General features: G+C 66.7%; 29 protein-coding genes. 6 read left to right on the top strand and 23 right to left on the bottom strand.

All coding sequences use genetic code 11. The annotated features are described in order from the left end of the window. The first annotated feature begins 52 nt into the window (after positions 1-52). Entirely contained in the window at positions 53-1,408 is a 1,356-nt protein-coding gene (locus QTI04_RS09500) for a tetratricopeptide repeat protein (RefSeq protein ID WP_286615376.1), read from the top strand. A gap of 11 nt (positions 1,409-1,419) precedes the next feature. Here QTI04_RS09500 and glxR read toward each other — a convergent pair whose 3' ends face one another. From glxR to QTI04_RS09460, 8 genes are all read right to left on the bottom strand, one after another. Then, on the bottom strand, positions 1,420-2,298 hold the full coding sequence (gene glxR / locus QTI04_RS09495; RefSeq protein WP_286601314.1) for a 2-hydroxy-3-oxopropionate reductase: 879 nt from the start codon (positions 2,296-2,298) through the stop codon (positions 1,420-1,422). 19 nt (positions 2,299-2,317) lie between these two features. Continuing rightward, positions 2,318-3,106, bottom strand: a complete 789-nt coding sequence (locus QTI04_RS09490) for an HpcH/HpaI aldolase/citrate lyase family protein (protein ID WP_286601313.1) — start codon at positions 3,104-3,106, stop codon at positions 2,318-2,320. A gap of 38 nt (positions 3,107-3,144) precedes the next feature. Further along, entirely contained in the window at positions 3,145-4,476 is a 1,332-nt protein-coding gene (gene gudD, locus QTI04_RS09485; RefSeq protein WP_286615283.1) for a glucarate dehydratase, read from the bottom strand. A gap of 25 nt (positions 4,477-4,501) precedes the next feature. Beyond that, positions 4,502-5,464, bottom strand: coding sequence for a tripartite tricarboxylate transporter substrate binding protein (locus tag QTI04_RS09480; protein ID WP_286601310.1), 963 nt, complete (start codon positions 5,462-5,464; stop codon positions 4,502-4,504). A 97-nt stretch (positions 5,465-5,561) separates the two neighbouring features. After that, on the bottom strand, positions 5,562-6,593 hold the full coding sequence (locus QTI04_RS09475) for a LacI family DNA-binding transcriptional regulator (RefSeq protein WP_286615281.1): 1,032 nt from the start codon (positions 6,591-6,593) through the stop codon (positions 5,562-5,564). Positions 6,594-6,620: 27 nt separating this feature from the next. Then, entirely contained in the window at positions 6,621-7,427 is an 807-nt protein-coding gene (locus QTI04_RS09470; protein WP_286615280.1) for a phytanoyl-CoA dioxygenase family protein, read from the bottom strand. Positions 7,428-7,463: 36 nt separating this feature from the next. Next, complete coding sequence (locus QTI04_RS09465) at positions 7,464-8,843, bottom strand: amidase family protein (protein WP_286615279.1); 1,380 nt, start codon at positions 8,841-8,843, stop codon at positions 7,464-7,466. 118 nt (positions 8,844-8,961) lie between these two features. Further along, the gene (locus QTI04_RS09460) at positions 8,962-9,633 is read right to left on the bottom strand and encodes a histidine phosphatase family protein (RefSeq protein WP_286615277.1); all 672 of its coding nucleotides are present in this window, start codon (positions 9,631-9,633) and stop codon (positions 8,962-8,964) included. A 63-nt stretch (positions 9,634-9,696) separates the two neighbouring features. Here QTI04_RS09460 and QTI04_RS09455 point away from each other — a divergent pair, with 63 nt between their 5' ends. Then, positions 9,697-10,407: an alpha/beta fold hydrolase gene (locus QTI04_RS09455; RefSeq protein ID WP_286615276.1), complete on the top strand. Its 711-nt coding sequence runs from the start codon at positions 9,697-9,699 to the stop codon at positions 10,405-10,407. A 12-nt stretch (positions 10,408-10,419) separates the two neighbouring features. On the opposite strand, the gene pcp is transcribed toward QTI04_RS09455, so the two are convergent. The 8 genes from pcp to QTI04_RS09415 form a co-directional block, all read right to left on the bottom strand. Continuing rightward, a complete protein-coding gene (pcp, locus tag QTI04_RS09450; RefSeq protein ID WP_286615274.1) occupies positions 10,420-11,085 on the bottom strand; it encodes a pyroglutamyl-peptidase I in 666 nt (221 codons plus the stop codon). Further along, positions 11,082-11,822: a 5-oxoprolinase subunit PxpA gene (gene pxpA, locus QTI04_RS09445; RefSeq protein ID WP_286615272.1), complete on the bottom strand. Its 741-nt coding sequence runs from the start codon at positions 11,820-11,822 to the stop codon at positions 11,082-11,084. Before pxpA ends, pcp begins: the two co-directional genes overlap by 4 nt. Beyond that, the gene (locus QTI04_RS09440) at positions 11,812-12,852 is read right to left on the bottom strand and encodes a biotin-dependent carboxyltransferase family protein (protein ID WP_286615271.1); all 1,041 of its coding nucleotides are present in this window, start codon (positions 12,850-12,852) and stop codon (positions 11,812-11,814) included. Before QTI04_RS09440 ends, pxpA begins: the two co-directional genes overlap by 11 nt. Beyond that, positions 12,852-13,514 (bottom strand): 5-oxoprolinase subunit PxpB, encoded by a 663-nt coding sequence (gene pxpB / locus QTI04_RS09435; protein WP_286601295.1) that lies wholly within the window; start codon positions 13,512-13,514, stop codon positions 12,852-12,854. Before pxpB ends, QTI04_RS09440 begins: the two co-directional genes overlap by 1 nt. An 85-nt stretch (positions 13,515-13,599) precedes the next feature. Next, positions 13,600-14,103 (bottom strand): pantetheine-phosphate adenylyltransferase, encoded by a 504-nt coding sequence (coaD, locus tag QTI04_RS09430; RefSeq protein WP_286615269.1) that lies wholly within the window; start codon positions 14,101-14,103, stop codon positions 13,600-13,602. A 44-nt stretch (positions 14,104-14,147) separates the two neighbouring features. Beyond that, positions 14,148-14,792 carry an RsmD family RNA methyltransferase gene (locus QTI04_RS09425; RefSeq protein ID WP_286615268.1) on the bottom strand — a complete coding sequence of 215 codons (645 nt, stop codon included), beginning with the start codon at positions 14,790-14,792 and terminating at the stop codon, positions 14,148-14,150. A gap of 28 nt (positions 14,793-14,820) precedes the next feature. Further along, entirely contained in the window at positions 14,821-16,179 is a 1,359-nt protein-coding gene (locus QTI04_RS09420; RefSeq protein ID WP_286615267.1) for a pitrilysin family protein, read from the bottom strand. Positions 16,180-16,196: 17 nt separating this feature from the next. Further along, on the bottom strand, positions 16,197-17,651 hold the full coding sequence (locus QTI04_RS09415) for a pitrilysin family protein (protein ID WP_286615374.1): 1,455 nt from the start codon (positions 17,649-17,651) through the stop codon (positions 16,197-16,199). A gap of 29 nt (positions 17,652-17,680) precedes the next feature. On the opposite strand from QTI04_RS09415, the gene ftsY reads away from it, so the two are divergent. The 3 genes from ftsY (at position 17,681) to rpoH (ending at position 20,546) form a co-directional block, all read left to right on the top strand. Then, positions 17,681-18,928, top strand: a complete 1,248-nt coding sequence (gene ftsY, locus QTI04_RS09410) for a signal recognition particle-docking protein FtsY (protein WP_286615265.1) — start codon at positions 17,681-17,683, stop codon at positions 18,926-18,928. Positions 18,929-18,997: 69 nt separating this feature from the next. Next, positions 18,998-19,459, top strand: a complete 462-nt coding sequence (locus QTI04_RS09405) for a DUF962 domain-containing protein (RefSeq protein ID WP_286601286.1) — start codon at positions 18,998-19,000, stop codon at positions 19,457-19,459. 145 nt (positions 19,460-19,604) lie between these two features. Beyond that, positions 19,605-20,546, top strand: a complete 942-nt coding sequence (gene rpoH, locus QTI04_RS09400; RefSeq protein WP_286601285.1) for an RNA polymerase sigma factor RpoH — start codon at positions 19,605-19,607, stop codon at positions 20,544-20,546. Between the two features lie 48 nt (positions 20,547-20,594). Here the strand turns inward: rpoH and QTI04_RS09395 are convergent, their stop codons facing one another. From QTI04_RS09395 to QTI04_RS09370, 6 genes are read right to left on the bottom strand one after another with little or no spacing between them, the layout of a single operon-like run. Next, entirely contained in the window at positions 20,595-21,428 is an 834-nt protein-coding gene (locus QTI04_RS09395) for a DNA alkylation repair protein (RefSeq protein ID WP_286615261.1), read from the bottom strand. A gap of 10 nt (positions 21,429-21,438) precedes the next feature. Beyond that, a complete protein-coding gene (locus QTI04_RS09390; RefSeq protein WP_286615259.1) occupies positions 21,439-22,056 on the bottom strand; it encodes an SCO family protein in 618 nt (205 codons plus the stop codon). A gap of 8 nt (positions 22,057-22,064) precedes the next feature. Then, complete coding sequence (gene cyoE, locus QTI04_RS09385) at positions 22,065-22,970, bottom strand: heme o synthase (RefSeq protein ID WP_286615258.1); 906 nt, start codon at positions 22,968-22,970, stop codon at positions 22,065-22,067. After that, a complete protein-coding gene (locus QTI04_RS09380) occupies positions 22,967-24,154 on the bottom strand; it encodes a heme A synthase (protein WP_286615257.1) in 1,188 nt (395 codons plus the stop codon). The genes cyoE and QTI04_RS09380 overlap by 4 nt, the downstream gene beginning before the upstream one ends. Positions 24,155-24,161: 7 nt before the next feature. Further along, positions 24,162-24,836, bottom strand: a complete 675-nt coding sequence (locus tag QTI04_RS09375; protein ID WP_286615254.1) for a hypothetical protein — start codon at positions 24,834-24,836, stop codon at positions 24,162-24,164. After that, positions 24,829-25,557, bottom strand: a complete 729-nt coding sequence (locus QTI04_RS09370; RefSeq protein ID WP_336621876.1) for an SURF1 family protein — start codon at positions 25,555-25,557, stop codon at positions 24,829-24,831. The genes QTI04_RS09375 and QTI04_RS09370 overlap by 8 nt, the downstream gene beginning before the upstream one ends. A 93-nt stretch (positions 25,558-25,650) precedes the next feature. Here QTI04_RS09370 and QTI04_RS09365 point away from each other — a divergent pair, with 93 nt between their 5' ends. Then, a complete protein-coding gene (locus QTI04_RS09365) occupies positions 25,651-25,881 on the top strand; it encodes a twin transmembrane helix small protein (RefSeq protein ID WP_286601275.1) in 231 nt (76 codons plus the stop codon). A 71-nt stretch (positions 25,882-25,952) separates the two neighbouring features. On the opposite strand, the gene QTI04_RS09360 is transcribed toward QTI04_RS09365, so the two are convergent. Continuing rightward, entirely contained in the window at positions 25,953-26,834 is an 882-nt protein-coding gene (locus QTI04_RS09360) for a cytochrome c oxidase subunit 3 (RefSeq protein WP_286601274.1), read from the bottom strand. Positions 26,835-26,855: the final 21 nt, after the last annotated feature.

Here is a 26,855-nt window from a genome sequence, read left to right as displayed (position 1 = left end):
GCTGATCCGGGGCGTGGCACCATGAGAGCACTCTCCGAGCCACGCCCCAGGAATCGCCTTGAGTTCAACCACCCGCTTCACCGACAGCCTCGGCAATCCGATCAGCCTTGCCGACCCGACGAGCACGGGCGCGGTCAACGCCTTCGTCGAAGGCTTCATCTCGTGTGAAGCGAGAGCGGTGGACGTGCTCGCGGCCCAGAATGATCCGAGCCCGATCGTGCAGGCCTACTGCGCCACCCTGCACCTGTTCGCGGAATCGCGCGATGCGGCATCCAATGCACGGCCATTCATCGAACGCGCACAGGCTGCCGCCGCAACGGCCACGCCCCGCGAACAGCGCTATATCGCCGCCGTCGTGGCCTGGGCGGACGGCGACATTGCCCAGGCGATCGCGCTCCATCACGAGCAGGCCCGCGAGCACCCGCGCGACCTGGCCTCGCTCAAGCTCGGCCAGTACCACTGCTTCAACACCGGCGACTGTCCCGGCATGCTGCGGCTTGCGCTCGCAGCGCTGCCGGCCGCGGGCGACGTGCCCTACCTGCACGGCATGGCGGCCTTCGGCTACGAGCAATGCCATCTGATGCGCGATGCCGAGACCAGTGCGCGCCGGGCGATTTCAATGGAGCGCAAGGAGCCCTGGGCGCACCACGCGCTGGGCCATGTGATGCTGACCGAGGGCCGCCTGACCGAAGGCCTGGCGTTCATGCGCAGCGTGAGCGACACCTGGGTCGGCCTCAATTCCTTCATGGTCACGCACAACTGGTGGCACGTGGCCCTCTTCCTGATCGACCTCGGGCACGATGCGGAGGCGCTGGAGGTCTACGACCGGCAGGTGTGGGGTGTGGTCAAGGAATATTCGCAGGACCAGATCGGGGCTGTCTCGCTGCTCGCGCGTTTCGAATTGGCGGGCATCGATGTCGGCGACCGCTGGGTAGACCTCGCCGACCATCTGGCGCTGCGGCTCGACGATCACGTGCTGCCGTTTCTCGATTTGCAGTATCTGTATGGATTGGCGCGCGCCGATCGACCCGAGGCCGACAGACTGATGCGCAACATCGAAGCATTTGCACCGAAAGCGCCGCCGTCGACGCGCGATGCATGGCAACGCGTGTGCGTACCGGCTGCGCAGGGGCTGCGCGCCCATGCCCGCGGCGATTTCAACTCGGCGATCGAGGGGCTGGGACTTGCGCTGCCCCGCCTCATCGAGATCGGCGGCAGCCATGCGCAGCGGGACTTGTTCGAGCAGGTCTACCTCGATGCCCTGATCCGGAACGGCACCGAGGCGACGCTGACGGGCGCACAAGGCATCCTGCAGCAGCAGGTCAACGGGCAGCCCGAATCCACGCGACTGCGCCGGCAGGCCGAGGCGGTCTATGCGCGCCTCGGGCGGCCGGCGTTCAATCGTTGAACAGTGCCGCGTCAGTCCGGCGCGACTTCGTGCGCCGCCATCTGCTCCAGCGCCTTGACGAGCGCCGAGTGGTCCAGCTGATCCCACCCGTGGGCAGCGCAGGACTGCATCAGCTGCGCAGCGGAAGCGGTCTGAGGTAGCGCCACTCCCATCGACTTCGCGCCAGCCAGTGCAAGGCTCAGGTCCTTCTGGTGCAGTGCGATGCGGAAGCCGGGGTTGAAGGTGCGCTTGATCATGCGCTCGCCATGCACTTCGAGGATGCGGCTGGCCGCGAATCCGCCCATCAGCGCCTGACGCACCTTGGCCGGATCGGCGCCGGCCTTGCTTGCGAACAGCAGCGCCTCGCCCACGGCGGCGATGTTGAGCGCCACGATGATCTGGTTGGCCACCTTGGTGGTCTGGCCGTCGCCGTTGCCGCCGACCAGCGTGATGTTCTTGCCCATGGCCTCGAACAGCGGCTTGGCGCGCTCGAACACCGCCTCTTCGCCGCCGACCATGATGGTCAGGCTCGCCGCCTTGGCGCCCACTTCACCGCCGGAGACGGGCGCATCGAGGTAGTCGCAGCCGAGTTCGTTGATCTTCTTCGCGAAGCGCTTGGTCTCGATCGGCGCGATCGAGCTCATGTCGATCACGAGCTTGCCCTTCGTGAGACCGGAGGCAACGCCGTCCTCGCCGAACAGCACCGTCTCGACGTCCGGCGTGTCCGGCAGCATCAGGACCACGACATCGGCCGCGCGCGCGACATCGGCGTTGGTCGCGCAGGCAGTGGCTGTCTTCAGCGCGTCGGGCACCTTGCTGCGCGTGCGCACGAACATCTCGTGGCCGGCCTGCATGAGGTTCTGCGCCATCGGCGCGCCCATGATGCCGAGTCCGATGAATCCGATTTTCATGTTGAAGTCCCTTTCAGTTTCAGTAGGAGGTGGAGCCGGGTGCGGCCGGCTTGGCGCGCATCTTCGCGAGCACCTGCTGGGCGCCTGCGGCGATGAGCCGCGCGTCGGAGCTGACGGTGACGAACTGGAAACCCTTGGCCACACGCGCCAGCGCACCCTCGGGCGTGCCATTGTGGATACCGGCGACCAGGCCGTGCGCCTTTGCGCGCTCGAGCACGTGGTCGATGGCTTGCGCGACCGGCGGATCGACGTCGTCGAATACCGGCCGGCAGCCGAGCGCGAGCGACAGGTCCGAAGGGCCGATGTAGACCGCGTCCAGCCCCTCGACCGACATGATCGCGTCGAGGTTTTCGAGCGCTTGCGCCGTCTCGATCATCGCGAAGGTGACGATGGTGTCGTTGGCGTGCTGCGCATAGTCCGAGCCGCCATAGAGCAAGGCCCGCACCGGCCCGAAACTGCGCGTCCCGCGTGGTGCGTAGTGGGTGTAGGCCACGAGCCGCGCGGCCTCGTCGGCCGTGCTGATCATCGGGCAGATGACGCCGTAGGCGCCGGCATCCAGCGCCTTCATGAGCGCGCTCGGCTCGAGCCACGGCACGCGCACCACCGGCACGGTGTCGGTGGTGGAGATGGCCTGCAGCATCGGGATCATCGACTGGTAGTCGACCACGCCGTGCTGCAGGTCGATGGTCAGCGAATCCCAGCCCTGGTGGGCCATGGTCTCGGCGGAAAAGCCGTTGGGAATCGCAAGCCAGCCGTTGACGGCGGCCCCTCCTGATTTCCACAGCGTTCGCAAGCGGTTCTCTCTCATGGGGCGCTCCTTGGTTTTGTGATCAGGCGACCCCGGGCTCAGCGGTCGAAAGCCGGACGCTTCGGGTTGAAGGTCCAGCCGGGAATCAGGCTCTGCATGGCCACAGCGTCGTCGCGCGCGCCCAGGCCATGCTGCTTGTAAAGCTGGTGCGCCTTCTCGACTTCGGCCATATCGAGTTCGACGCCGAGACCTGGCTTTTTCGGCACCTGCACGAGCCCGCCTTCGATGCGCAACGGGTCCTTGGTCAGCCGCTGCCCATCCTGCCAGATCCAGTGAGTGTCGATCGCGGTCACGCGGCCCGGCGCGGCGGCGCCGACCTGCGTGAACATGGCGAGCGAGACGTCGAAGTGGTTGTTGGAATGCGATCCCCAGGTCAGGCCCCAATCCCGGCAGGTCTGCGCAACGCGCACCGAGCCTGCCATCGTCCAGAAGTGCGGATCGGCCAGCGGAATGTCGACCGATTGCAGCGCCAGCGCGTGGGTCATCTGGCGCCAGTCGGTGGCGATCATGTTCGTGGCCGTCGGCAAGCCGGTGGCACGCCGGAACTCTGCCATCACTTCACGGCCCGAGAAGCCTTCCTCGGCGCCGCAGGGGTCTTCGGCATACGCGACGACGCCGCGCATATCGCGCATCAGGCGGATCGCATCCTTCAGCAGCCAGCCACCGTTCGGGTCGAGCGTGACGCGCGCCTCCGGAAAGCGCTCGTGCAGCGCCGTCACGGCTTCGATTTCCTCTTCGCCGCGCAGCACGCCGCCCTTGAGCTTGAAGTCATTGAAGCCGTAGCGCTCGCGCGCCGCTTCGGCCAGGCGAACGATGGCTTCGGACGTCATGGCCTTCTCGTGGCGCAGGCGTGACCATGCGTGGTCGGCCTCGGCCTCGCGGGCGTAGGGGAGATCGGACTTGTCGCGGTCGCCGACGAAGAAGAGGTAGCCCAGCATCTCGACCGCATCGCGCTGCTGCCCTTCCCCGAGCAGTGCGGCGACGGGCACTTCCAGGTGCTGGCCCAGCAGGTCGAGCAGCGCGGATTCGATGGCAGTCACGGCGTGAATCGTCGTGCGCAGGTCGAAGGTCTGCAGGCCGCGGCCGCCGGAGTCGCGGTCGGCAAACTTCTTCTGAACCTGCTGCAGCACGCGCTGATGTGCGCCGATGGGCTGGCCGACGACGAGGTCGCGGGCGTCGTCGAGCGTCTGGCGGATCTTCTCGCCACCCGGCACTTCGCCCACGCCGGTGCGGCCGGCGTTGTCGGTGAGGATCAGCAGGTTGCGCGTGAAGAACGGACCGTGCGCGCCGCTGAGGTTGAGCAGCATGCTGTCGCGGCCGGCGACCGGGATCACGCGCAGTTCGGTAATGACAGGGGTGGAAGTGGACATGGGATTCGCTCAGGACGGTTGACTGTCAATCGATGGTGATCTTGCCGGTCTCGATCACTTTCTTCCAGCGCGCGAACTCCTGCTGCTGAAAGGCCGCGAACTGGGCCGGCGTGTTGGCGACGACTTCGAGGCCGATCGCCACGAATTGCTGCTTGACCGCCGGGTCATTGAGTGCAGCGGCCATCGCATCGTGCGCCTTGGTGCGCACGGCAGGCGGCAGGCCCTTGGGCGCCACGATCGCCTGCCACGAATACACCTCGACGTTCTTGACGCCCGCTTCGGCGATGGTAGGCACATCAGGCAGCACAGGCGAGCGTTTTTCGCCGGTGACAGCCAGCGCCCTGAGCTTGCCGGCGTTGATGTTCTGAACGACCGCGTTGACGTTCTGGAACGAAGCCTCCACCTGGCCGCCGAGCAGATCGGTAATGGCCGGCGCGCCGCCCTTGTACGGCACATGAAGGCCGCTGGTGCCGGTCTGCTGCCAGAACAACTCGGCGGTGAGGTGGTCGCTCGAACCATTGCCCGAGGACGCGAAGGTCATCTTCCCGGGATTTGCCTTGAGATAGGCGATCACATCGGCCACGGTCTTGTGCGGCGACTTTGCGGGCACGACCAGCACGTTGGGCGCCTGCACCGCCACGGTGATGAGATCGAAATCCTTCAGCGCGTCGTATTGCATGCCCTTGATGAGGTGCGGCGCGATCACGAGCGGGCCGAGCGAAGTCACGAGAAAGGTCGAGCCGTCCGGCGCCGAGCGCTTGACCTGCGCAGCGCCGATGGTGCCCGTGGCACCCGCCTTGTTGTCGACCAGGAAAGGCTGGCCCAGCTTGTCGGTCAGCTTGGGCCCGATGGCACGAGCGACCATGTCGGTGGACCCGCCAGCCGGGAATGGAACGACGAGCGTCACCGGCTTTTGTGGCCAGTCCTGTGCGTGGACAGACGTTGCTGCGGCCAAGCCGATGGCGAGGATGGTCAGAAGGGACTTCATGGGTTTGCCTCTTTCATGGTAGCGCTATCTTTTGGAGATCAAATGATAGCGCTACCGTTCTGGCGTGCCTAGCGACCCGACTAGGGGTTTATACGGATCAGGTGCTTGCGCGATCGACGATCGAAAAGCCGACGTCGACGGCCCGCGGTCCGGTCTGACGGCCCTCCGCGCGGTCCACGATGAACTGCGCGGCGGTGCGGCCGATCGTGGCGCCGTCGATGCGGACGGTCGTCAAGGCGGGATGCAGGTCCGCGGAAAACTCGAGGTCTCCGAAACCGACGACCGCCAGTTGCTCCGGCACCGCGATGCCTCGCGATTGCGCTTCGACCATCACGCCCAGCGCGACCAGGTCGGAACTGCAGAACACGGCGTCGATGTCCGGAACATCGCCGAGCAGTGCGGCCAGCGCACCGCGCCCGCTTTTCAGCGTGGTCGGCGCGGGCACTTGGATGACGGGAACATCGCGCAGCCCCGCCGCGCGCGCCGCCTCCCTGAAAGCCTGGTGGCGCCGCTGCGAGCGCTCGTCGTCGCCGGCCACCACGGCGAGCCGGCGTCGGCCCTTCCGGTAAAGAAAGTCGACCACGGCCCGGCCCACGTCAGGATGCGAAAAGCCCACGATCATGTCCAGCGGTGTCGGCGTGAGATCCCAGGTCTCGACCACCGGAATGCCAGCGGCGAGCAGGCGCTTGCGCCCCTCGGGCGAATGCATGATGCCGGTCAGCACGATGCCGTCGGGCCGGCGCCCGATGATGGCTTCGAGCAAAGCGTCTTCCCGCGAATCGACATAGCCGCTCTGGCCAAGCATCAGTTGATAGCCTCGCTCCGCGAGGGCTTCAGTCAGCGATTGCACCGTCTGGAGGAACACGGGGCCGGTCATCGTGGGCACCACCGCGGCAACCAGGCGGCTGCGGGTCGACGCCAGCCCGCCAGCGAGCACGTTGCGCACATAGCCGGTGCGCCCGACGGCGTCGGTGACTTTCTTCAGGACCTCGGCCGAGACCTGCTTGGGCGAACTCAGTGCGCGCGATGCCGTGATGGGCGCGACGCCCGCGAGCTTTGCGACGTCGTGCAGGGTGACTGCGCCGCTTCCCCGCCGGGCGCGTCGAACAGAGGTGCCGTCTTTGCTCATCGGCACATTCTAGGTGCAACGATAGCGCTACCGTTTCCTATGTCCCACTTCGAAATCGTTGCGGCCGCTACGATCCACGCCCTTCAGCAGCCAGAGCGGGCGCTGCGCGAAATTGACTGCCAGGCCGGTCTTTCCGTCAGCCGGGCGCAGATCGCGCTCGAACACCGAGGTCGACGGCATGTAGCGCAGCGCCACGCCGGTGCGGCGTTTGGCTGACGTGTTGGCTTGGGCGCCGTGGATCATGTAAACGTCGTGCAGCGACATCTGGCCCGGCTGCAGTTCCAATTCGACGGCGGCAGCCTCGTCGAAGCTGCCCGCGGCCATGCGCTGATTCAGGGTGAGGTCCGTGCGGTCTTCGTGCAGGTGCTCGCGCAGCACCTGCGCGCGATGGGATCGAGGAATGACGCGCAGGCAGCCGTTCTCGGCCGTCGACTCCTCCAATGCAACCCAGACGGTGCAGTTGGCCAGCGGCCGGATGGGCCAGTAGTGGCCGTCCTGGTGCCAGGGCGTTTCGTACCCTTCGGCCGGCGGCTTGCAGAAGACATGGCAGCCCCAGAGGATCACGTCGTCCCCGATCACCCCGGAAACGAGTTCGACGATTTCCGGGTCCATTGCCAGTTCGAGAAACTGACGGCTGCCGCGTACGCCCTCGCCGTTTTCGCCCTCGATGTGCGCGGAAACGAGCTTTTCGGGGCGCACGCCGGGGTTGTCGCGGATCAGTGCGTCGAGCGCCTCGCGCATCGCCGCGACGCGGGGCGGCGGGAGCCGGAATTGCGGGATCACCCAGCCTTCGCTCTGGTAGTGCTCGACTTCTTGCGTGGACATGCGGGCCATGGATGCGTCTCCTCGGAGGCGCCCATTATGGGGAGATCAGTCGCCGAACGCGGGTGGCGCCACGAAGCCGCCGAACTCGCGCTCCATGGCCTGCGCGAAGGCGATGGGCGTGCGATCTTCGAGGCGCGGGCCGATGATCTGCATGCCGATCGGCAATCCCTCGTCGCTCAGGGCTATCGGCATCGCAGTCGACGGCAGTCCGGTGAGGGTGGCGATGCTGGACCATGCGGACTGATCCTTGTACGGAATCTCCCGGTCGTCGATGCGCAGTCGACGCGTCTCCATATCGCTGTGATCGTGCAGGAATGCGGGTGTCGGCATGACGGGGCACAGGATGACGTCCCACGCCTCGAAGAACGCCCGCCAACGATGCGCGATGCCCATGCGCGCGCGGTCTGCCTGGATCCAGTCGCGATGGCCGATGCCGGCCTCACCCGGCATGTCGGCAGTGATCAGCGCCCACATCAACTGGCTCCACAGCGATGCAACGCGTTCGAGGTCCGGCAGCAGAGGGCTCGAATGTTCGACCCGGCAACCGATTCGGGCCAAGTTGTCGCCCACGCGCCGCAACGACGCGCGCACGGCCTTCGACGTAGTCACCATCGGATGCTCGTCGAGCACCAGCACGCGAAACGCCTTGAGCGCCGTCTGCCGCGCGGGCGGCAGCGCGAGCCTGTAGGCAACCGCATCGGCATCGTCCGGCCCTGCGACGATATCGAGCGCCAACGCCAGATCGACTGCACTCCGCGCCATCGGGCCCGCCACGGCCAGGTCGATCTGGCCGCCGACGGACAGTTCCGGCGTACCCGGCGGCGCGCAACCCCGCATCGGGACGAGACCGTGCGAGGGCTTGTGCGCAAAGACGCCGCAGCAATGCGCCGGCACGCGCAGCGAACCGCCCAGGTCCGTGCCGAACTCCAGCGGCACATAGCCCGCCGCCAACGCAGCCGCGCTGCCGCCGGACGAACCGCCCGGCGTGCGAGCCAGGTCCCAGGGGTTGTTCGTCGTGCCGAAGATCGGATTCGAACTCTGCCAGTCCGCCAGATGCATTGCGACGTTGGTCTTGCCGATCACGATGGCGCCCGCGGCCTTCAGGCGGCGGACCACGACCGCATCTTGGGCGGCGACTGCGTTCTCCGTGCCGGGTATGCCCCAGGTCGTCGGCAGGCCGGCCACGTTGAAGGCGTCCTTGACCGTGACGGGCATACCCAGGAGCGGCAGCTGCTCGCCACGCTCGAGTGCGGCATCAGCCGCCGCGGCTGACGATCGCGCACGTTCGAAATCGCGCGTGACGACAGCGTTGATCTGGGAATCGAACTTCTCGATGCGCTCGATCGAGCGGTTCAGCAGTTCAACCGAGGAGATTCGCCCGGCCCGGAGAGCGGCGGCGAGTTCGGCGGCAGTCGCGTAGTTCATCGGCATCCATCGGGTGGGTTGCACACGCGCCAATGATGCAGGCGCGGGTGTGTGGATGCTTGATCTTCGTTGCTGCGTGCTTGACGAATCTTGCGCAACTGCCGCTACGCACCGCGCTCTACTTCTTCAGGTGTCGGCGCTGGTCGTAGGTGGGTTGCGCCGGCAGGTCGGCCAGATGCCGGGTGTCGGCCCAGTCGACGATCTCGAGCAGCGAAGGCGCCGTGGTGTCGGCGATGCGGATGCGGTTGAAGCCCGCATTGGGGATGTCGCTCTGCCGTGGTCCGTTCAGGCCCAGACCGCGCGCCGTGCGCCAAACCATGTCGAGCACACCGCCGTGGGTGACCACCAGCACGTTCTGCCCTTCATGCTCGACCGCGATCCGTCCGAGTGCCTCCATGATGCGAGCGTGGAACTGGCGCGGCGACTCGCCTTCGGGCATGGCGTGGTCCTCGCGGAACTGGAGCCAGTCTTCCCACGCGCGCGGGTGCAGGTTCTGGATCTCGTCGGCGCGCATGCCCTCGACCACGCCGAAGTTCTGCTCCCGCAACGCCACCGAGGTGACGATCTCCAAGTCGAGCCGGCGCGAAGCCGGTGCAGCCGTCTGCTGTGCGCGCATGAGGTCGCTGCTGATCAGGTGCTGCACCGACTCACCCGCCATCCGGAGCCCGAGCCGGCGGGCCTGCTCGTGGCCCATGTCGTTGAGAGGCACGTCGATGTGGCCCTGGAAGCGGAGTTCGCGGTTCCAGTCGGTTTCGCCATGGCGGATCAGGATGAGTTCGGTGCTGGGCATTGGCTGATTGTCACCCCCGGCCGTGTCCACTTCGTGTAGCCGCCGTTCAACGAGAATCCGCGGATGCCTACTCTTGTCCTGCTGCCGGGGCTCGCCTGTGACGAACGCCTCTGGGAGGCCCAACTGCCCGCCTTGCCCTCGGCGCTCGACGTTCGCGTGAGCGACGTTCATATGCGCCATGACCGGATCGAGACCATGGCTGCGACCTTGCTGGTGGAGCACCCTGGCCCGCTGATCCTGTGCGGCGCATCGATGGGCGGGATGATCGCCATGGAAGCAGCCCGGCAAGCCCCCGAACGCGTCGTCGGGTTGGCTCTGCTCGGCACCAATGCGCGGCCGGAAACGCCCGACATGTACAAGCTGCGCGAGTCGGCCATCGAACTGTTCGAACGCGGCGAGGCACGCGACGTGATCGAGCTCAACGCCGGATTCGCCTTCCACCCCACGCAAGCCGGCGACCCTGCACTGGTGCGGCGCTATGTCGAGCTGGTGCTCGATGCCGGCGCGGCGCAATTGGTGCGCCAGAACCGCGCGCTGATGGAGCGGCCCGATGCGCGACCGCACCTTTCCGGCCTGCGCTGTCCGGTGCTCGTGCTGTGTGGCGACGGCGACCGCCTTACGCCGCCGGAGTGCTCGCGCGAGATCGCCGCGTTGATGCCCCATGCCGAACTGGTGTGGGTCGCGCATTGCGGCCACATGCTCACGATGGAAAAGCCAGAGTTCGTCAACACCACGCTCGGCCCCTGGTTGCAGCGACTGGTCGCAGACGCCTGAGCCTGCGCAGACTCAATGCAGCAGGCCACCCGTCTCGCGCACATCTTCCCGAACGGACAGTGACGTCCTGACGGCGATGCGCAGCGCGGCGATCACCGTCTCCAGCGCCATGCTCGGCAATCCAGGGAGGCGTGCCACCTGCTCGGGCAGGTAGGGAATGTGGATGAAGCCGCCCCGCATGCCGGGCACCGGCCGGGTCGCGATGCGATGCATCAGGCCGAAGAACAGGTGATTGCACACGAAGGTGCCGGCCGAGTTCGACACCGAAGCCGGAATGCCGCCCGCGCGCAGGTCGCGCACGATGGCCTTGATCGGCAGGGTCGCGAAGTAAGCGACGGGCGCACCGGCCACCACGGGCATGTCGATCGGCTGGCAACCGGCGTTGTCGCAGATGCGGCCATCGTCGACGTTGATCGCCACGCGCTCGGGCGTGATCTCGCTGCGTCCCCCCGCCTGGCCGATGCCGAGCACCAGTTGCGGCTGCAGCTCGTCGATTGCCGCATCGAGTTCGCGCAGTGCGGCGCCGAACACGCAGGACACGCGGCGCACATGCACCGTCGCCCCTTCGCAGCGCCAGCCATCGAGCGCGCGCACCGCCTCCCACGAGGGATTGATGGCGTCCTTGTCGAAGGGCTCGAAGCCGGTCAGCAGGACGTTCACGACACTGGAAGGGCTCACGCCGTGGCGACCACGGCGATGCCCTCGGCCGCGAGCCGGTCGCGGATGCGGCGCGCGAAGGCCAGCGCATGGGCGCCGTCGCCGTGCAGGCAGACGGTCTGTGCGTTGACGGCCACCACGCTGCCGTCGATGGCAGTCACCTTGTGATCGCGCACCAGGGACAGCGTCTGTGCCAGCGACTGTTCCTCGTCCTCGATCAGCGCGCCGGGCTGGCTGCGCGGGACGAGGCTGCCGTCGGGCTGGTAGCCGCGATCCGCGAACACTTCCTCGACCGGCCTCAGCCCCGCGCGTTCGGCGGCGCTGATCATGCCGCTGCCGGCAAGACCGAAGAAACGCAGTCCCGGGTCGAAGCGGCGTACCGCCTCGCAGATGGCTTCCGCGAGCACCGGATCCTTCACCGCCTGGTTGTAGAGCGCCCCATGCGGCTTGACGTGGGCGAGCGTGCCGCCTTCGGCCTTGACGATCGCGGCGAGCGCGCCGACCTGGTAGAGCACGCCGGCGACGATCTCCTCCGGTGGCAGGTTCATCGTGCTGCGGCCGAAGTTCTCGCGGTCGGGAAAGCTCGGGTGCGCGCCGATCGCGACACCGTTGTCGATGGCCCAGCGCACGCACTGCCGCATCGTGTTGGCGTCGCCGGCGTGCCAGCCGCAAGCGATATTGGCCGAACTCACGAGGCCGAGCAGGGCCTCGTCGTTGTCGCAGCCTTCGCCGAGGTCGACGTTGAGGTCAATCTGCATGGGTTGCTACTCCTTTGGTGGAATTCTGCGCCGGCCATCCCGCGAACACGAGGCCTTGCGCCACCTGCGAAAGATAGCGTCGCTGCCCGTCCCAGGCCGCAAGCGCCTCTGCCGCATCGACCTGCTGGAGGCGCAGTCGGCCGTTGAGAGGCGCCTGCGCCAGCTTCCAGAGATCGGCGCGAATCACCACGCCGATGCGCGGGTAGCCGCCGGTGGTCTGCGCGTCGCCCATCAGGATGATGGGCTGGCCGGAAGGCGGCACCTGGATCGTGCCGGGAATCACGGCCGACGACAGCATGTCCGCGCTGCGCTTGCGCTTGAGTTCGGGGCCTTCCAGACGACTGCCCATTCGGTTGCTCTGCGGCGTGATGCGCCAGGGCTCGCGCCACAGGAGATCGCGCGATGCGATCGTGAATTGCTCGAACTCGGGGCCGGGCATGACGCGCAGCACGATCGCCTCGTCTCTCGGGTCGAAACTCCACGCAGGCATCCGCAGGCCGAAGGGGCGCTGAGCCAGTTGGGCCGCGTTCAGGGCCGGCGAACCCAGCATCAACTGGTCGCCCGCCTTCAGCGCCCGGCCTTCGTGTCCACCGAAACCAGCCTTGAGGTCCGTGCTGCGGGAGCCGAGGATCACCGGGACGTCGATGCCGCCCGCAACGGCCAGCCAGGTGCGCAGCCCGTTCTTGGCTTTCGACCGATTCGCACGGCCCAGTTTCAGGGTCTGCCCTGCAACGACCGGCACGCTCCAGCACGGCCACAGCGGTACGCCATCCAGGCAAGCATCGAAGTCGTCGCCCGCGATGGCTATGCGCGTCGCCGTCTCGAAGCGCAATTCGCAGGCCCCCATGGTCAATTCAAGACCAGCCGCACCGTCGGCATTGCCGACCAGGCGATTGGCCAGCACGAGCGCCAAGGTGTCGAGGGCCCCGCCCGGACAGATGCCCAGGTGCCGATGGCCATGGCGCCCCATGTCCTGCACCGAGGCCATCATCCCCGGCCGCAGCACCGTGACGCTTGCACGCGGCGTCATCAGAGTTCCAAGCTTTCCACGACGAAGCGCACGTGATCGCCGGGGCGCAGCAAGGTGGGTTCCGTCGCGCTCGGGTCGAAGAGTTCCAGCGACGTTCGTCCAATCAACTGCCACCCTCCCGGCGAAACCAGCGGATAGATGCCCGTCTGCTCGCCGCCGATGCCCACCGAGCGCGCAGGCACCGCCACCCTCGGCTCGGCACGCCGCGGGGTCGCGAGTTCCGGAGCGAGCCCGCCCATGAATGCGAAGCCGGGCAGAAAGCCCAGCAGGTAGACCACGTAGTCGCCCTCGCTGTGGCGTCGCACGACCTCGGACGGTGTGAGCCCCGTGTGCGCAGCAACGTCGGCGAGATCCGGGCCCGCCTCGCCGCCGTAGGCCACTGGAATCTCGATACGGCGCCCTTGGATCGAAGCCGCGGCCAACTGCGGCCACGCCGACAGCACCTGCATTTCCAGCTCGACCCCATCGATCTGCGCAGAATCGAAGAGCAGGGTCAGGTTGTTCATGCCCGGCAGAACCTCGCGAACGCCCCGCCACTGCAGGGCTTCCGTCGCCAGCGCCCAGATCATCTGCTGCTGCGCCAAGGTCGCAGGCGATGGCAACTCGCACAGGAGCGCCGCCTCGCCCAGGGAGTGGAGTCGGGGCGACGCCGGGCCGGTCATGCCGCCAGCCGCCGGGCCGCCCCAAGGCTGGCGAGCCTCCCCCTCGGGGGGTGGCGAAGTACGCGAAGCGACAAGCCGGGGGGCATCATTCCCGGCCGAGACTGCGGACTTTCGCCATCAGGCTGTCCTGGACGTTCGGCGACACGAACTTGTCGACCTCGCCGCCCAGCATCGCGATCTCGCGCACGAAGGTGCTGGAGATGAACTGGTACTTGTCGCTCGGCGTAAGGAACACGGTTTCGACCTCCGGCATCAACGAGCGATTCATGCCGGCCAGCTGGAACTCGTAGTCGAAGTCGGTCACGGCGCGCAGGCCGCGCACCATCGCCTTGCCGCCGCGCGCCACGACGAAATCACGCAGAAGCCCCGAAAAGCTCTCGACCGTGACCTGGTCGCTGAACGGACGCACCGTATCGCGCGCCATGTCGATGCGCTCCTGCAGCGTGAAGAGCGCTTTCTTGTGATGACCTGCCGCCACGGCGACGATGACCCGCGAAAAGAGCTGGGTTGCGCGACGCACCACGTCTTCGTGGCCTAGCGTCATGGGGTCGAAGGTGCCGGGGTATACCGCGATCACATTGTTGGACATGCTTGCTTCCTCCTGGTACAGCCGCTGCGGCTAGGTTCGGCGGATTATGCAGCCGCGTCCGGCGCGCGCTGGAGGAGATGTGCGTGCACGGCACCCGCTTTCAGGTAACGGAAGCCGATCAGCCCGAGCGCGGACAGTTCGTCGTCGCTCCATCGGCGAGCCGCCTCGAGGTAGACCACGCCTTCGGGCCGCAAGGCACGCGCGGCGGCGCGCAGCGCCGGGGCATAGAGGGCGGTGTTCTCGAAAGGCGGGTCGAGGAAAACGGCATGCAAGCTGCCCACGGGCGCACGTTCGATGGTGGTGACCCCGTTGCCCCGCTCCACGCGTACGGCTTCGGCAGCGAGCTTGGTCTTGAGCGTCAGCAACTGCGCGACAAGCGCGGGGTCCTGTTCACACAGCAGCACCGACCCCGCACCGCGCGACGCGGCTTCCAGGCCCAGCGCGCCCGTGCCGGCGAAGGCATCGACGCAGTGCCAGCCCGGCAGCTCGCCGCCGCCGGCACCGGCCAGGCTCGCCAGCCAGTTGAAGAGCGTTTCGCGCACCCGGTCAGGCGTAGGACGCAGGCCGGGCTTGTCGGCGACGGCCAGGCGCGTCCGCTTCCATTGGCCGCCGATGATTCGTACGAAATGCGGTGCCTTGGCAAGCTTGGCAGGCGCGGAAGTGGCAGGTTTTCGAGGCGTTGGTTTCACGCCCAGAGCTTAACGGCAGGCGCGCGCTTCAGGGCTTGCCGCCGCCCACCACCACGGTGACCATTCGCTCCGGCTGCAACTTGCGGGCGAATGCGGCCTTGATGTCCGCCGCCGTGATGGCGTTCATGCGTGCGGTCCAGGTGTCGAGGTAGTCCAGCGGCAGGTCGTTCCACGCGATGTTCGCGACGTTGCCCAGCAGCTTGCGATTGCTGTCGAGCAGCAGAGGGAAACCACCGATGAGGTTGTCCTTGGCTGCCTTCAGTTCGGCAGCGGTCGGGCCCTCGGCGACGAACTTCGCGAGCACGCCGCGCGAGACCTTGACCGCTTCGTCCGCCTGGTCAGGACGCGTCTGGAAGCCGATGCGGAACGCGCCTGCATGCAGCCCTGGCGAGAAGGTGCTGTAGACGCTGTACGCGAGTCCGCGCTTCTCCCGCACCTCTTCGGTCAGCCGCGAGACGAAGCCGCCGCCGCCGAGAACGTAGTTGCCGAGGTTGAGCGCAAAGTGGTCCGGATCGGCGCGACGGTAGCCGGGCTGCCCGATGATCACGTGCGCCTGCGCGGAATCGTGCGGGATGCGCTCTTCCTTCGCGGCAGTGAGCGGCGTCACCTCGGGCACGGGAGGCAGTTCCGCGCACGCGGACGACGAAGACGGCAGGCGGGACAGCAGCGCGGTCGCAATCTCCCCGGCCTGCTCGCGCGTCACCGCGCCGACGATGCTGACCTTGGCGCGACACGGAACGATCAGTTGCTCGTAGCGCTGGCGCATCGTGGCGACGTCGATCTGCGCCAGCGTGGCTTCGGTCGTGTCCAGGCCGTAGGGATGCGTCCCATAGACAGCCTGCGAGAACGCCTTCTCGGCGATCGTGGCGGGCTTTGTGTTGGCCTCCCGGATGGCGGCGTTGATGCGCTCCCGCTCGCGCTTCCACACGTCTTCGGGAAACGCCGGCTCGCCGATCTCGCGCGCGGCGAGGCGCACTGCCTTGTCGAGGAGTTCAGGCTTGGAGAGTGTGCGGAGCGTGAAACTGGTGCGATCCGAGCCGGCACCCGCGTCGAAGTCGGCGCCCAGGTCCGCCCAGGCTTCGCCGAGGGCGTTCTGGTCCATCGCGGGGTCGCTGCCGCTCGCGCGAATGCCCTTCTCGACCATGCCTGCAGTCACGGACGCAAGGCCCGCCTGCGCGGGAGGATCACGCCGCCCGCCCGCATCGAAGTCGATCTGGACATCGACGATGGGCAACGCGTTGGTGGCTGCAAGATAGACCTTCGCGCCGCTCGGCAGCGTCCAGTGCTGGATCGGGATGGCCGCGTGGGCGCCTGCAGCGAAGACCACCGTGGCGACGGCAAGAACGGTGCGGCGCGAGAGGCGTCGCATATCGGATGGGATGAACATACGGATTCAGCCTTCTTTCAGCGCAGGTCGCCGGCCGGCGCTGCAGGGCCGCGGGGACGGCGGGTGGTCTCGGGCGGCAGTGGCCGCAGCACGGCGGCGGTGAGCTGGTCGTCGCCGAAGTACTTGGCGGCCACAGCCTGGACCTGTTGTGCCGTCACGCCCTGGAGCCGGTCGATGATGCGGGCGCTCGCGTCGAGCGGCAGGCCCTGGACCCAGTTGCTTCCGAGTTCGCGCGCCTGCGACATCACAGAATCGAGCTTGTAAGTTTCGCTGGCGACCCACTGTGTCTTCACGCGGGCCAGCTCGGCCTCGCCAATGCCCTCCCGGGCAATCTTCGCCACTTCGGCGCGCAGTGCGGCTTCGACCGCTTCCGTGGTCTTGCCGGCTGCTGGAACGCCATCCAGCACGAACAACTGCGGGCCGCGACCGACGAAGCCCGAATAGGCGCCGGCCGAATCCGCCACGCGATCGGGCCCCTGCGTCAATGCGCGATCGAGCCGCGAGCCCGGATAGCCGTCGAGCACTGCCGCCAGCACCACCAATGCATAGGGATCGATATCGCCATTGAACTTGTCCGCAGGGTCGATCTGCGGCACGCGGTACGCGAGCGAGACATAGGCCTGCTCGGCAGGCGCCTTGAACTCGACGCGGCGGATGCCGCGCTGCGCGGGCTCGATGCGCGGCTTGCGGACCGGCACCGCACGCGCCGGGATCGAGCCGTAGTACTTCTCGGCCCAGGCACGCACCTTGGCCACGTCGACATCGCCGGCCACGACGATCGCCGCGTTGGCCGGGGTGTACCAGTGCTTGAAGAAGGCACGAGCGTCCTCCGGCGTCATCGCATCCAGATCGCTCATCCAGCCGACCACCGGACGGTGATACGGCGAGGCGGTGAAGACGGCGGCATTCTGCTGTTCGCCGAGCAAGGAGCGCGGCTGATCTTCGGTGCGCATGCGGCGCTCTTCCTTGACAACCTCGATCTCGCGCTTGAATTCGTCGTCCGCCCACCGGTTGTTGGCGAAGCGGTCCGATTCCAGCTTCATCACCTGTTCGAGCTTGTCGGCGGGAATCTGCTGGTAGTAGCCGGTGTAGTCGCGGGTGGTGAATGCGTTTTCGCGCCCGCCGAGCGCGGCCACGCGGCGAGAGAACTCGCCGGGCTTCAGGTCCTTCGTGCCCTTGAACATCATGTGTTCCAGGACGTGCGCCACACCGGAAGTGCCGTCGACCTCGTCCATGGAGCCGACGCGGACCCACAGCATCTGGACCGCCGTAGGCGCCCGGCGGTCGGGCTTGACGATCAAGGTCATGCCGTTGGAGAGCGTGAATTGCTCCGCCGGAACCGGTGCGGTGGATGCAGCCGAAGACGGTGACGAAGGGGAAGTTTGCGCGTGGACGGGCAAAAACCAGGATGCCATCAGCACCGAGGCCAGCACCGCACCAAACGCAGCGCGGCGTGGCAAGGGGTGTTTCATAGAATGGCTCGGATTGTAAAAACCACGCAATGTTCAGTTTCTTCAAGAAAAAACCGCCATCCGAGGCACAAATGCCGTCTCCGGCACCCGCGGAGACGCCGGTGGAGTCGCCTGCAGAGCCGCCGGCGCCGGCCAAGTCGGTCTTTTCACCCTCCACATGGTTCGGCGGAAAGCCCGCGGTGGCAGAGCCGCCACCGCCCGCACCGGTGGCGCCGGTTGCAGCGCCGGTAGCCCCGCCCGTAACGGCGCCAATGCCAGAACTAGCGCCCACCGTCGCGCCCCCTCCCGCTCCCGCGCCCGCACCGGTTGTGTCGGTGGTGCCGGCCCCCGTCCAAACGTCCGCGCCCGCGCCCGCGCCTGCGCCCGAACCTGCACCGGAACGCACCGGCTGGCTCGGAAAGCTCAAGAGCGGCCTGCGCAAGACCGGCAACAGCATCACGGCCGCCTTCGTCAACGCCCAGATCGACGACGCGCTGTATGAAGAGCTCGAGGAAGCCCTCCTGATGGCCGATACCGGCGTCAAGGCGACGGAGCACCTCCTGGAGGACCTCCGCCGCCGGGTCAAGAGCAACATGGCCACCGACGCCGCGCAGGTGAAGGTGCTGCTGGCCGACGCGATCGCCGATTTGCTGCGTCCGCTGGAGAAGTCGCTGGTGATCGGGCAGTACACGCCGACCGTGATCATGGTCGCCGGCGTGAATGGCGCGGGGAAGACCACGTCGATCGGCAAGCTCACCAAGCACTTGGCCAACGAAGGCGCTTCGGTGCTGCTGGCGGCGGCCGACACGTTCCGGGCGGCTGCGCGCGAGCAATTGCTGGTCTGGGCCGATCGCAACACGGTGGAGATCGTCAGCCAGGAAGGCGGCGATCCCGCCGCCGTGAGCTTCGATGCAGTCAACGCAGGCAAGGCGCGCGGCAAGGACGTGGTGCTGGTCGACACGGCCGGCCGGCTGCCGACTCAAATCCACCTGATGGACGAGCTCAAGAAGATCAAGCGCGTCGTTGCCCGGGCGGACGCGACCGCGCCGCACGAGATCCTGCTGGTGATCGACGGCAACACCGGGCAGAACGCCCTGGCGCAGGTCAGGGCCTTCGACGAAGCCCTGGGCCTGACGGGGTTGGTCGTCACCAAGCTGGATGGAACGGCCAAGGGTGGCGTCCTGTGCGCAATCGCCCGGGAGCGGCCGATTCCGGTCTATTTCATCGGGGTGGGCGAAAAGCTGGAAGACCTCGAAACCTTCGACGCCCGGGAGTTCGCCCAGGCTCTGCTGGGGTAGAAGTCCCAAGCGACGGGACCGGGGCGATCTGGCATCATCTTCGGCGCAAAAACGAGCCGAGGAGACAACATGAACACCGCAGCCGCGCCGCTGACACGCAGCGACAGAAAAGTCGACCGCCTGCTCGCGCACTATGGCGAAAGCCATCAGAACCCCACCAACGAGGCCATTCACATGGTGGCGATTCCCGCCATCATGTTCAGCATCGTCGGGCTCCTTTTTGCCTTGCACCCCTGGGTGGCCTACGCCTTTGTGGCGGCGAGCCTCGTGTACTACGCGATGCTTCGATCCCCCGCCTTCTTGATCACCATGCTCGTGGGCACCGTCGCGCTCTTGGCGGCGGTCCAGGCACTGGGCGACCTTGTTTTTCCGGTTTCAGCAGCCATCTTCGTCGTGGCGTGGATTTTCCAGTTCATCGGCCACAAGATCGAAGGCAGGAAACCTTCCTTCTTCGAAGACATCCAATACCTTTGGGTCGGCCCGCTGTTCGTCCTGTCGAGGATCTTCCTGCGCCTCGGAATGCGCTGGTAGGCCGGCTTCTCCCCCGATTCGGGGCCTTGCCCATGACAGAAGCTATCAACCCGATGAAAAATAGGTGGGAACCCTTAGCTTAGCACTCCCTCTAATCGAGTGCTAATATGGTCAGGATATGGCCAAGAACGAAGGAGTTTCCCGAATGACAACACTGTCTGGAGCCTCTGCCAACCAGCTCGCCGTCGCCAATCCGTGGTCGATGGTGCCCCCGCTGGGTAACCTGGACGCCTACATTTCGGCAGCCAACCGGTTGCCGCTGCTGACGCTCGAGGAAGAGCAGGGTTTCGCGCGCAAATTGCGCGACCACAACGACCTCGAAGCCGCCAGTGCGCTGATCCTGTCGCACCTGCGCCTCGTCGTCTCCATTTCGCGCCAATACCTGGGCTACGGGCTGCCGCACGGCGACCTGATCCAGGAGGGCAATGTCGGCCTGATGAAGGCCGTGAAGCGTTTCGACCCCGATCAGGGCGTGCGGCTGGTCAGCTATGCCATGCACTGGATCAAGGCCGAGATTCACGAGTACATCCTCAAGAATTGGCGCATGGTCAAGGTAGCGACGACCAAGGCCCAGCGTAAGCTGTTCTTCAACCTGCGCTCGATGAAGCAGGGCTTCAAGGCCGACTCGGCCGCCGCCGATGGCGGCACGCACCGCGACACGCTGAGCCCGGACGAAGTCTCGCAAATGGCGAGCCGGCTGAACGTGAAGCCGGAAGAAGTGCTGGAGATGGAAACACGCCTCTCCGGTGGCGACGTCCTGCTCGACCCTAGCCCGTCCGACGACGGCGACGAAGGCTTCGGTCCCATTGCCTACCTGGCGGACGCGAGCCAGGAGCCGACGGCCCGGCTCGAATCTCAGCAGCGCGACCGTCTCTCGACCGACGGCATCTCGACCGCCCTGCAATCGCTCGACGATCGCAGCCGCCGCATCGTGGAAGAGCGTTGGCTCAAGGTCAACGACGACGGCTCGGGCGGCATGACGCTGCACGACCTGGCGGCGGTCTACGGCGTGAGCGCCGAGCGCATTCGCCAGATCGAAGTGGCGGCGATGAAGAAGATGAAGAAGGCCCTCGCGGAATACGCCTGAGCGTCTTCCAAACCGAAAAAGCCCGGTCTCGCGCCGGGCTTTTTGCTTTCAGGGCTCTTCAGCAGTCCTTTTCGACAGCGTCCGCAGTGCGCGCCGCGCGATGTAGCGCGTCTCGGTCGCGTCGCTTTCCGCAAGCCAGCGCGCGCAGATCTCTTCCACCCAGGCCGGCTGGCTCCGACTGGCGTCGTTGAGCCAGTTGGCGACCGAGTTCTGCACGTACCGGCTGGGGTCCGCGCGCAGCAGCTCCAACAGGGCCACGCCAGCCCACGGCTCGGCCTTCAACCGCTCGATCTGTTCGCACCAGACGCCCCGGGGACGCGTGAGTTCGCTGGCGAAGCGGCGGATGTTCGGGTCCGGATCAGCCGCCCACGGCTGAAGGAGCCGGAGCGCCTCGTCGAGTGACTGGATCGTCGCGTCGCGGACCGCCATCCACGCCAATTCACGCACGCCGAAATGCGCATCCGCGGCAAAGCGGCGAACCGCATTCAACTGCTCGGGCAAGGCAAGCCCCGACATGGGGATCCAGTGCGTCGCCCAGCAGCGCGCCACGTCGCTGGGATGGGTGGCGAGCAGGTGCGCCACGGCATCGCGTTCAGGATGCTGCGCAGTCAAATCGTAAAGCGCGCGGGCGATGTGGCCGTGGCGCTGCATCGGCTTGAAGGCCCCCAGCATCGCGAAGGTATCGCTCAGACGCTCGCTGCCGGGGTCGAGCCCGATGTGCGTCGCCACGCTGCGCGCCAAGCGGGGCAGTTCCAGCGCCAGGAACTCGTTCAGGTTGACGGTTTCCAGCAGCCCGTCGTTGAGGGCCTCCAGCACTTCCGGCGGAATCAGGGCAATGCGAAACGCGCCCTTTCGCTGCCTGAGATGGTCCACGCTGCCCACGGCGCCCGGCTCAGGACTTCAGCAAGGCCTTGATGTCCGACACCATCGCCGGCACGCCGGCGCCGTAGCGCGCGTAGAGGCGCAAGCGACCTTGAGGGTCGTAGATGAAGCTCGCCGCGGAGTGGTCCATCGAGTAGCTGGTGGGCGTCTTGCCATCCACCTTCTTGTAATAGACCTTGAAGTCCTTCGTCATGGCCGCGAGTTGGTCAGGCGTTGGAATCAGCGCGACGAAGGACGGGTCGAACGCGCCCATGTAGGCCTTCATCACCTCCGGCGTGTCGCGCGCCGGATCGACGGTGACGAACAGCACCTGCAACTTGCCGCCGTCCGCACCGAGTTGCTGTTTGACCTGTGTCATCTCGGACATGGTCGTCGGGCAGACGTCCGGGCACTGGGCGTAGCCGAAGAAGAGCACGACCGCCTTGCCCTTGAAGTCGGCCATCGTCCGAACGCGGCCCTCGGCGTCGGTCAGCGAGAAGTCCTTCGCGTAGTCCGCGCCCGTGATGTCGACCGCGTTGAAGCTGGGTTTGGACTCGGTGCAGGCCGCGAAACTCAGGCCCGCAACGGCCGCCGCGCCACCCCAGGCCGCCGTCTTGACCATCCATCGGAGAGCTTGCCGCTTGTTCATTGAATGCTTCATCGCAGGTAGTGATCAACCAGGAGTGCCGCAAACAGCACGCTCAGGTGGATCAGTGAAAAACGGAAAGTCTTGCGCGCCAGCGTGTCGGAATAGTTTCGCCACAGCGCGAAGGCATAGCCGGTAAAGCCGATGCTCACCCCAATGGCGACGGCCAGATAGAGCCAGCCACTCATGCCGTAGATGAACGGCATCAGGCAGGCCGCGAACAGGATGAAGGTGTAGAGCAGCACCTGCAGGCGCGTGAACTCGTTGCCGTGCGTCACCGGCAGCATCGGGAGCCCTGCCTTGCGGTAGTCCTCGACACGGTAGAGCGCCAGCGCCCAGAAGTGCGGCGGCGTCCACAGGAAGATGATGAGGAAAAGGATCAGGGCTTCGGGCCCGACTTCGCCGGTCATCGCGGCCCAGCCCAGCACCGGCGGCATCGCACCGGACGCGCCGCCGATCACGATGTTCTGCGGTGTCAGCGGCTTGAGGATCACGGTGTAGATCACCGCGTAGCCGACGAAGGTGGCGAAGGTCAGCCACATGGTCAGCGGGTTCACGGTGAACCACAGCAGCGCCGAGCCGATCGCGCACAGCGTGGCCGAGAAGATCAGCGCCTGGCGATCGCTCAGTTGCCCGCGTGCCGTCGGCCGCCATGCGGTCCGCTTCATCTTGGCATCGATGCCCTTCTCGACCAGGCAGTTGAAGGCCGCGGCGGCGGCGGCGACCAGCCAGATGCCGAGGCAGGCCAGCGCGCCCTGCTGCAGGTCGGCGAGCGTCGGCACGCCAGGAACGGCGAGCACCATGCCGATCAGTGCGCAGAAGACGATCAGCTGCACCACGCGCGGCTTGGTCAGCGCGTAGAACTGACGCAGGACGCTGGCGGTCGTCGGGCCGTGGATGGAGGCAGGTGCGCTCATCGGGCGACCTCCATTCCGTTGCTGCGAGCGCCTGCCGCAGCAATCACGTTGGCCCGTTCGCGCCGGCTTTCGCAGATCGTCCAGGTGAGCACCACCGCGAGCGCCGCGGCGCCGCCAGTGTGCAGCACGGCCGCAGCGAGGGGCCATCCGAGCAGCACGTTGCCCAGTCCGGTGGCAAGCTGAAGCAGGGCCAGTCCTGCCAGCCAGCGCGCCTGGGCGCGCAGCGGACCGACTCCGTGCAGTCGCCAGGCCAACGCGCCCATGGCGACGAAAACGACATAGGCCATGAGCCGATGCGTGTAGTGGATGGCGGTCAGCGACGCGAAATCGATGGGCGCGCCGCCCGTCGTCTCGCCGAGCTGGCGCCAGACTTGAAAGCCCTGTGCGAAGTTCATGGGAGGCCACCAGCTGTCCTGGCAGGTCGGGAATTGCGTGCACGCGAGCACCGCGTAGTTGGTGCTGACCCAGCCGCCCAAGGCGATCTGCAGCGCCAACAGTGCGGTCGTCGCGATCAGCAGGGTGCGCAGCGCGGAAGGTACGGCCGTGGGCGCGCGTTGCGCTGCCGCCTGCTGGTATCGGACGGCCTGGATGCACAGCAATGCAAGCAGCACGACGGCACCCAGCAGATGAAGGGTGACGATCGCCGGGTAGAGCTTCCAGGTCACCGTCATGGCGCCGAACGCGCCTTGCAGGCACACCCACGCCAGTGTGGCGGCAGGCCACCATGCGCTGAGCGGCTTCTCGCCGATGTGCTCGGCCATGCGGTGGCGGCGACGCGCGACCCAGGTCGCGATCGCCAGCGCGAGTATCAGTACCCCGACGCCGGTCGCCAGATAGCGGTGGACCATTTCGACCCAGGCCTTGCTGTGCGTGACCGGCCCGGTCGGCTGCGCGGCCTGCGCCATGGCGATGTCGTGGCGCGCACCGAGCGGACTCGCGTTGCCGTAGCAGCCGGGCCAGTCGGGGCAACCGAGGCCCGAATCGGTCAGGCGCGTGAAGGCGCCGAACAGGGTCAGGTCGAAAGTCAGGAACAGCGTGAGCACGGTCAGCGCATGCAGGCGTCGCGCGGGCCCGCTGCCGGCATTTCGCCGCCAGACCCAGAGCAGCGGCCCCAGGGCGATCAGCACGCCGACCGCCATGAGCCAGGCGATCGGCGTGAGGTCGTAGAGCGAAGTCGTGTCCATGGCGAGATCAGCGTCCTGGCTCGTCCCACGAGGCGGATGCGCGCAGCAGGCGGTCGAGGTCGCGCTTGGCGCGGCCGGCGCCGGCTGTGTCCATGCCGGCGGGGAAGCGCATCATCCAGTTGCCCATGGGGTCGACCACGAAGAGGTGCTCCGCCAAGGCATGCCCGGCACTTGGCGCGAGCCACTGGGCGAGCTGCGCAGCAGGAACGCGCACCACGGTCGCGCCGCGAAGGCCGTTGTCGAGGCGCTCGGGGATGGGCGCCGCATCGCTGACGATCCAGACGCGATCGAGCCGGTCCTTTTCGCGCCCCAGGCTCTCGCGCAGTTGGCGTTGCAGGTAGAGCTGCTGCTCACAGAGCGCATCACAGCCGGCATCAGCAACGGCAACCAGGAGCCACTGTCCCTTGAGGGACGAGAGCTGAACCGGCTTTCCGTCCCGCTGCGCGCCCGTGATGTTCGGCATCGGCCGCTGAGGGTCGACGAGCTCGCCGTAGACGCTGCGGCCTTCGGGGCGAATCACGTAGTAGGTGAAGTACGAGGCGATCACCGGCGCCGCGCAGCACAGCAGCACGGCGACCATCTTCCAGCGGCCGAGCACCGTCCGCCTGCCCTCGGCGCCCGCGAGCGCCTGGCGCGGCGACGGCATCGAGTGCACGGTCAGCCCGAGCGGCTCGTCAGCCATGGCGTGCAGCGCGTGCGCGGCGGAAGGGGGCGATGAGTTGGAACCAGACATAGAGGATTGCGACGAGGGCCGAAAGGCCGAACCACTGGAATGCATAGCCGTAGTGCTTTTCAACACCCAGCGCGGGGGCCGGCCAATCTCGCTGCAGGCCCTCGGAAGCCGGACCGGTCTGCTGCAAGGAGACATCGGTCCGCAGTGGCAGACCGGTTTCGGCGCGAAACGCTTCAAGGTCCAGATTCTGCCGGATGACAGAAGACCCCGCGGACCCCGGCGTTGGTGCCGCGGAATCCGCCTTGCCCAGTTCCAGCAGGTGCGCGGGCGGCGAGGCGATTCGCCCGGTCACCTCGATCAGGCCGGATGGGGTCTCGACCGGCTCCAATTGGGTCCGGTCGGTGAAGTTGCGCTGCACCCAGCCGCGCTGGATCAACACGGTTTGGTTGGTACCTTCCAGGGCGAGGGGCGTCACTACGTAGAAGCCCGGCACGCCGTGCATCTGGCGGTTGTCCAGGTAGGCCGTGTGCGGCGTCAGCCAGAGGCCCCGCAACCGTACCGGGCGATTCAGTGTGGAAGCAGGCTTGTCCAGGGCCAGGAAGGCCTTCTGATCGAGCGGCGGCAGGCTCTTCTGCGTGTCGATCTCGGCCTGGATGGCCTCTTTCTGCGCGGCCCGCGAGAGTTGCCACCGGCCCAGCGAAACCGCGACCGCGATCGTGATCACGGCCATCCCGGTGACCACCCAGAAGCGTCCGCGCCGCGAGGGGCGCGGGACGACGGGAGAGTCCGCGCTCATGCCGCGGGGCGGCCTCGGCGGCCGATAATGAGGGTCATGAAATACTTTGTCGCCCTCGCCTTCCTGGGCATCCTGGCGAGTCTCGGGTTCGCGCTGTTCTTCATGCTGAAGGACGGGCGCAACGGCCGCGCCAAAAGTGGCGGCATGGTACGCGCGCTCACCGTTCGGATCGGCCTGTCGGTGGTTTTGTTCCTGTGCGTCCTGGTGGCGTGGAAGCTCGGGTACATCCAGCCAGGGGGCCTGCCGGTCGGCAAGTAGGTTGTGCTCATTCCAGGAGAACCATGAAAAAAGCGCCTTGCGGCGCTTTTTTGTTTTGCCGTCGCTGATGCTCAAAGCCAATAAACCGTGAAATACAGGCCGAGCCACACCACGTCGACGAAGTGCCAGTACCAAGCAGCGCCTTCGAAACCGAAGTGACGCTCCGGCGTGAAGTGCCCCTTGCGGATGCGCAGCGTGATGAAGAAGAGCATCAGCATGCCGATGAACACGTGCAGCCCGTGGAAGCCGGTCAGCATGAAGAAGGTCGAGCCGTACGTGCCGGAGCTGAGCCTGAGGTTCAACTCGGTGTACAGGTGGTGGTACTCGTAGCCTTGCACGAACAGGAAGGTCAGGCCGAGCAGCACGGTGAGCCACATGAAACGAACGGTCTGCGCGCGATGGCCTGCGCGCAGGGCGTGGTGGGCAATCGTGAGCGTGACCCCGGAGCTCAGCAGCAGCGCGGTATTGATGGTCGGCAGCCAGAACGGTCCAACCGTCTGGAATGGCTCGACGATATCGGCCGGCGAACCGGTTGCGCCGGCCACCGTGGTCGGCCACACAGCCTTGAAATCAGGCCACAGCAAGGCGTTGTCGAGACTTCCGAGCGATGGCAGGGCATGGGAGCGGGCCCACCACAGCGCGGTGAAGAACGCGCCGAAGAACATCACCTCGGAGAAGATGAACCAGCTCATGCTCCAGCGGAAGGAGAGGTCGACCTTGTGGCCGTACATGCCACCCTCGCTTTCGCGGATGGACTGCCGGAACCAGACGAACAGCGTGGAGAGCCACCCCACCATGCCCATCAGCAGCGCCCATGCGCCCCATTGGTGGCCATTGATCCACTGGGCGGCCCCCAGAATGACGAAGAGCAGGCCGGTCGCAGCCATGACCGGGTAGGCCGATGGCCCGGGCACGAAGTAGTAGGGCGTGGTGCCGTGGGTCGTTGAACTCATATCAGGTCCTGGCTTTCTTCT

Origin of the sequence: Variovorax sp. J22R115 (assembly GCF_030317005.1) — a bacterium.
Taxonomy (GTDB): domain Bacteria; phylum Pseudomonadota; class Gammaproteobacteria; order Burkholderiales; family Burkholderiaceae_C; genus Variovorax.
Note: the sequence above shows the minus strand (reverse complement) of the source record. Positions and strands in the feature narration are given on the sequence as shown.

Bases quoted from the DNA above. Each gene is read 5' to 3' on its own strand.
- gudD (WP_286615283.1), bottom strand. From the start codon at position 4,476: ATGTCCACTTCCACCCCTGTCATTACCGAACTGCGCGTGATCCCGGTC.
- cyoE (WP_286615258.1), bottom strand. From the start codon at position 22,970: ATGAGCGCACCTGCCTCCATCCACGGCCCGACGACCGCCAGCGTCCTG.
- QTI04_RS09375 (WP_286615254.1), bottom strand. From the start codon at position 24,836: ATGGCTGACGAGCCGCTCGGGCTGACCGTGCACTCGATGCCGTCGCCG.
- glxR (WP_286601314.1), bottom strand. From the start codon at position 2,298: ATGAAAATCGGATTCATCGGACTCGGCATCATGGGCGCGCCGATGGCG.
- QTI04_RS09455 (WP_286615276.1), top strand. From the start codon at position 9,697: ATGCCTACTCTTGTCCTGCTGCCGGGGCTCGCCTGTGACGAACGCCTC.
- pxpB (WP_286601295.1), bottom strand. From the start codon at position 13,514: ATGACCGGCCCGGCGTCGCCCCGACTCCACTCCCTGGGCGAGGCGGCG.
- QTI04_RS09490 (WP_286601313.1), bottom strand. From the start codon at position 3,106: ATGAGAGAGAACCGCTTGCGAACGCTGTGGAAATCAGGAGGGGCCGCC.
- QTI04_RS09465 (WP_286615279.1), bottom strand. From the start codon at position 8,843: ATGAACTACGCGACTGCCGCCGAACTCGCCGCCGCTCTCCGGGCCGGG.
- QTI04_RS09470 (WP_286615280.1), bottom strand. From the start codon at position 7,427: ATGGCCCGCATGTCCACGCAAGAAGTCGAGCACTACCAGAGCGAAGGC.
- QTI04_RS09460 (WP_286615277.1), bottom strand. From the start codon at position 9,633: ATGCCCAGCACCGAACTCATCCTGATCCGCCATGGCGAAACCGACTGG.
- QTI04_RS09405 (WP_286601286.1), top strand. From the start codon at position 18,998: ATGAACACCGCAGCCGCGCCGCTGACACGCAGCGACAGAAAAGTCGAC.
- QTI04_RS09380 (WP_286615257.1), bottom strand. From the start codon at position 24,154: ATGGACACGACTTCGCTCTACGACCTCACGCCGATCGCCTGGCTCATG.
- QTI04_RS09370 (WP_336621876.1), bottom strand. From the start codon at position 25,557: ATGGCCGTGATCACGATCGCGGTCGCGGTTTCGCTGGGCCGGTGGCAA.
- QTI04_RS09390 (WP_286615259.1), bottom strand. From the start codon at position 22,056: ATGAACAAGCGGCAAGCTCTCCGATGGATGGTCAAGACGGCGGCCTGG.
- QTI04_RS09360 (WP_286601274.1), bottom strand. From the start codon at position 26,834: ATGAGTTCAACGACCCACGGCACCACGCCCTACTACTTCGTGCCCGGG.
- QTI04_RS09480 (WP_286601310.1), bottom strand. From the start codon at position 5,464: ATGAAGTCCCTTCTGACCATCCTCGCCATCGGCTTGGCCGCAGCAACG.
- rpoH (WP_286601285.1), top strand. From the start codon at position 19,605: ATGACAACACTGTCTGGAGCCTCTGCCAACCAGCTCGCCGTCGCCAAT.
- coaD (WP_286615269.1), bottom strand. From the start codon at position 14,103: ATGTCCAACAATGTGATCGCGGTATACCCCGGCACCTTCGACCCCATG.
- pxpA (WP_286615272.1), bottom strand. From the start codon at position 11,822: ATGCAGATTGACCTCAACGTCGACCTCGGCGAAGGCTGCGACAACGAC.
- QTI04_RS09415 (WP_286615374.1), bottom strand. From the start codon at position 17,651: ATGAAACACCCCTTGCCACGCCGCGCTGCGTTTGGTGCGGTGCTGGCC.
- QTI04_RS09440 (WP_286615271.1), bottom strand. From the start codon at position 12,852: ATGACGCCGCGTGCAAGCGTCACGGTGCTGCGGCCGGGGATGATGGCC.
- QTI04_RS09420 (WP_286615267.1), bottom strand. From the start codon at position 16,179: ATGTTCATCCCATCCGATATGCGACGCCTCTCGCGCCGCACCGTTCTT.
- ftsY (WP_286615265.1), top strand. From the start codon at position 17,681: ATGTTCAGTTTCTTCAAGAAAAAACCGCCATCCGAGGCACAAATGCCG.
- QTI04_RS09365 (WP_286601275.1), top strand. From the start codon at position 25,651: ATGAGGGTCATGAAATACTTTGTCGCCCTCGCCTTCCTGGGCATCCTG.
- QTI04_RS09475 (WP_286615281.1), bottom strand. From the start codon at position 6,593: ATGAGCAAAGACGGCACCTCTGTTCGACGCGCCCGGCGGGGAAGCGGC.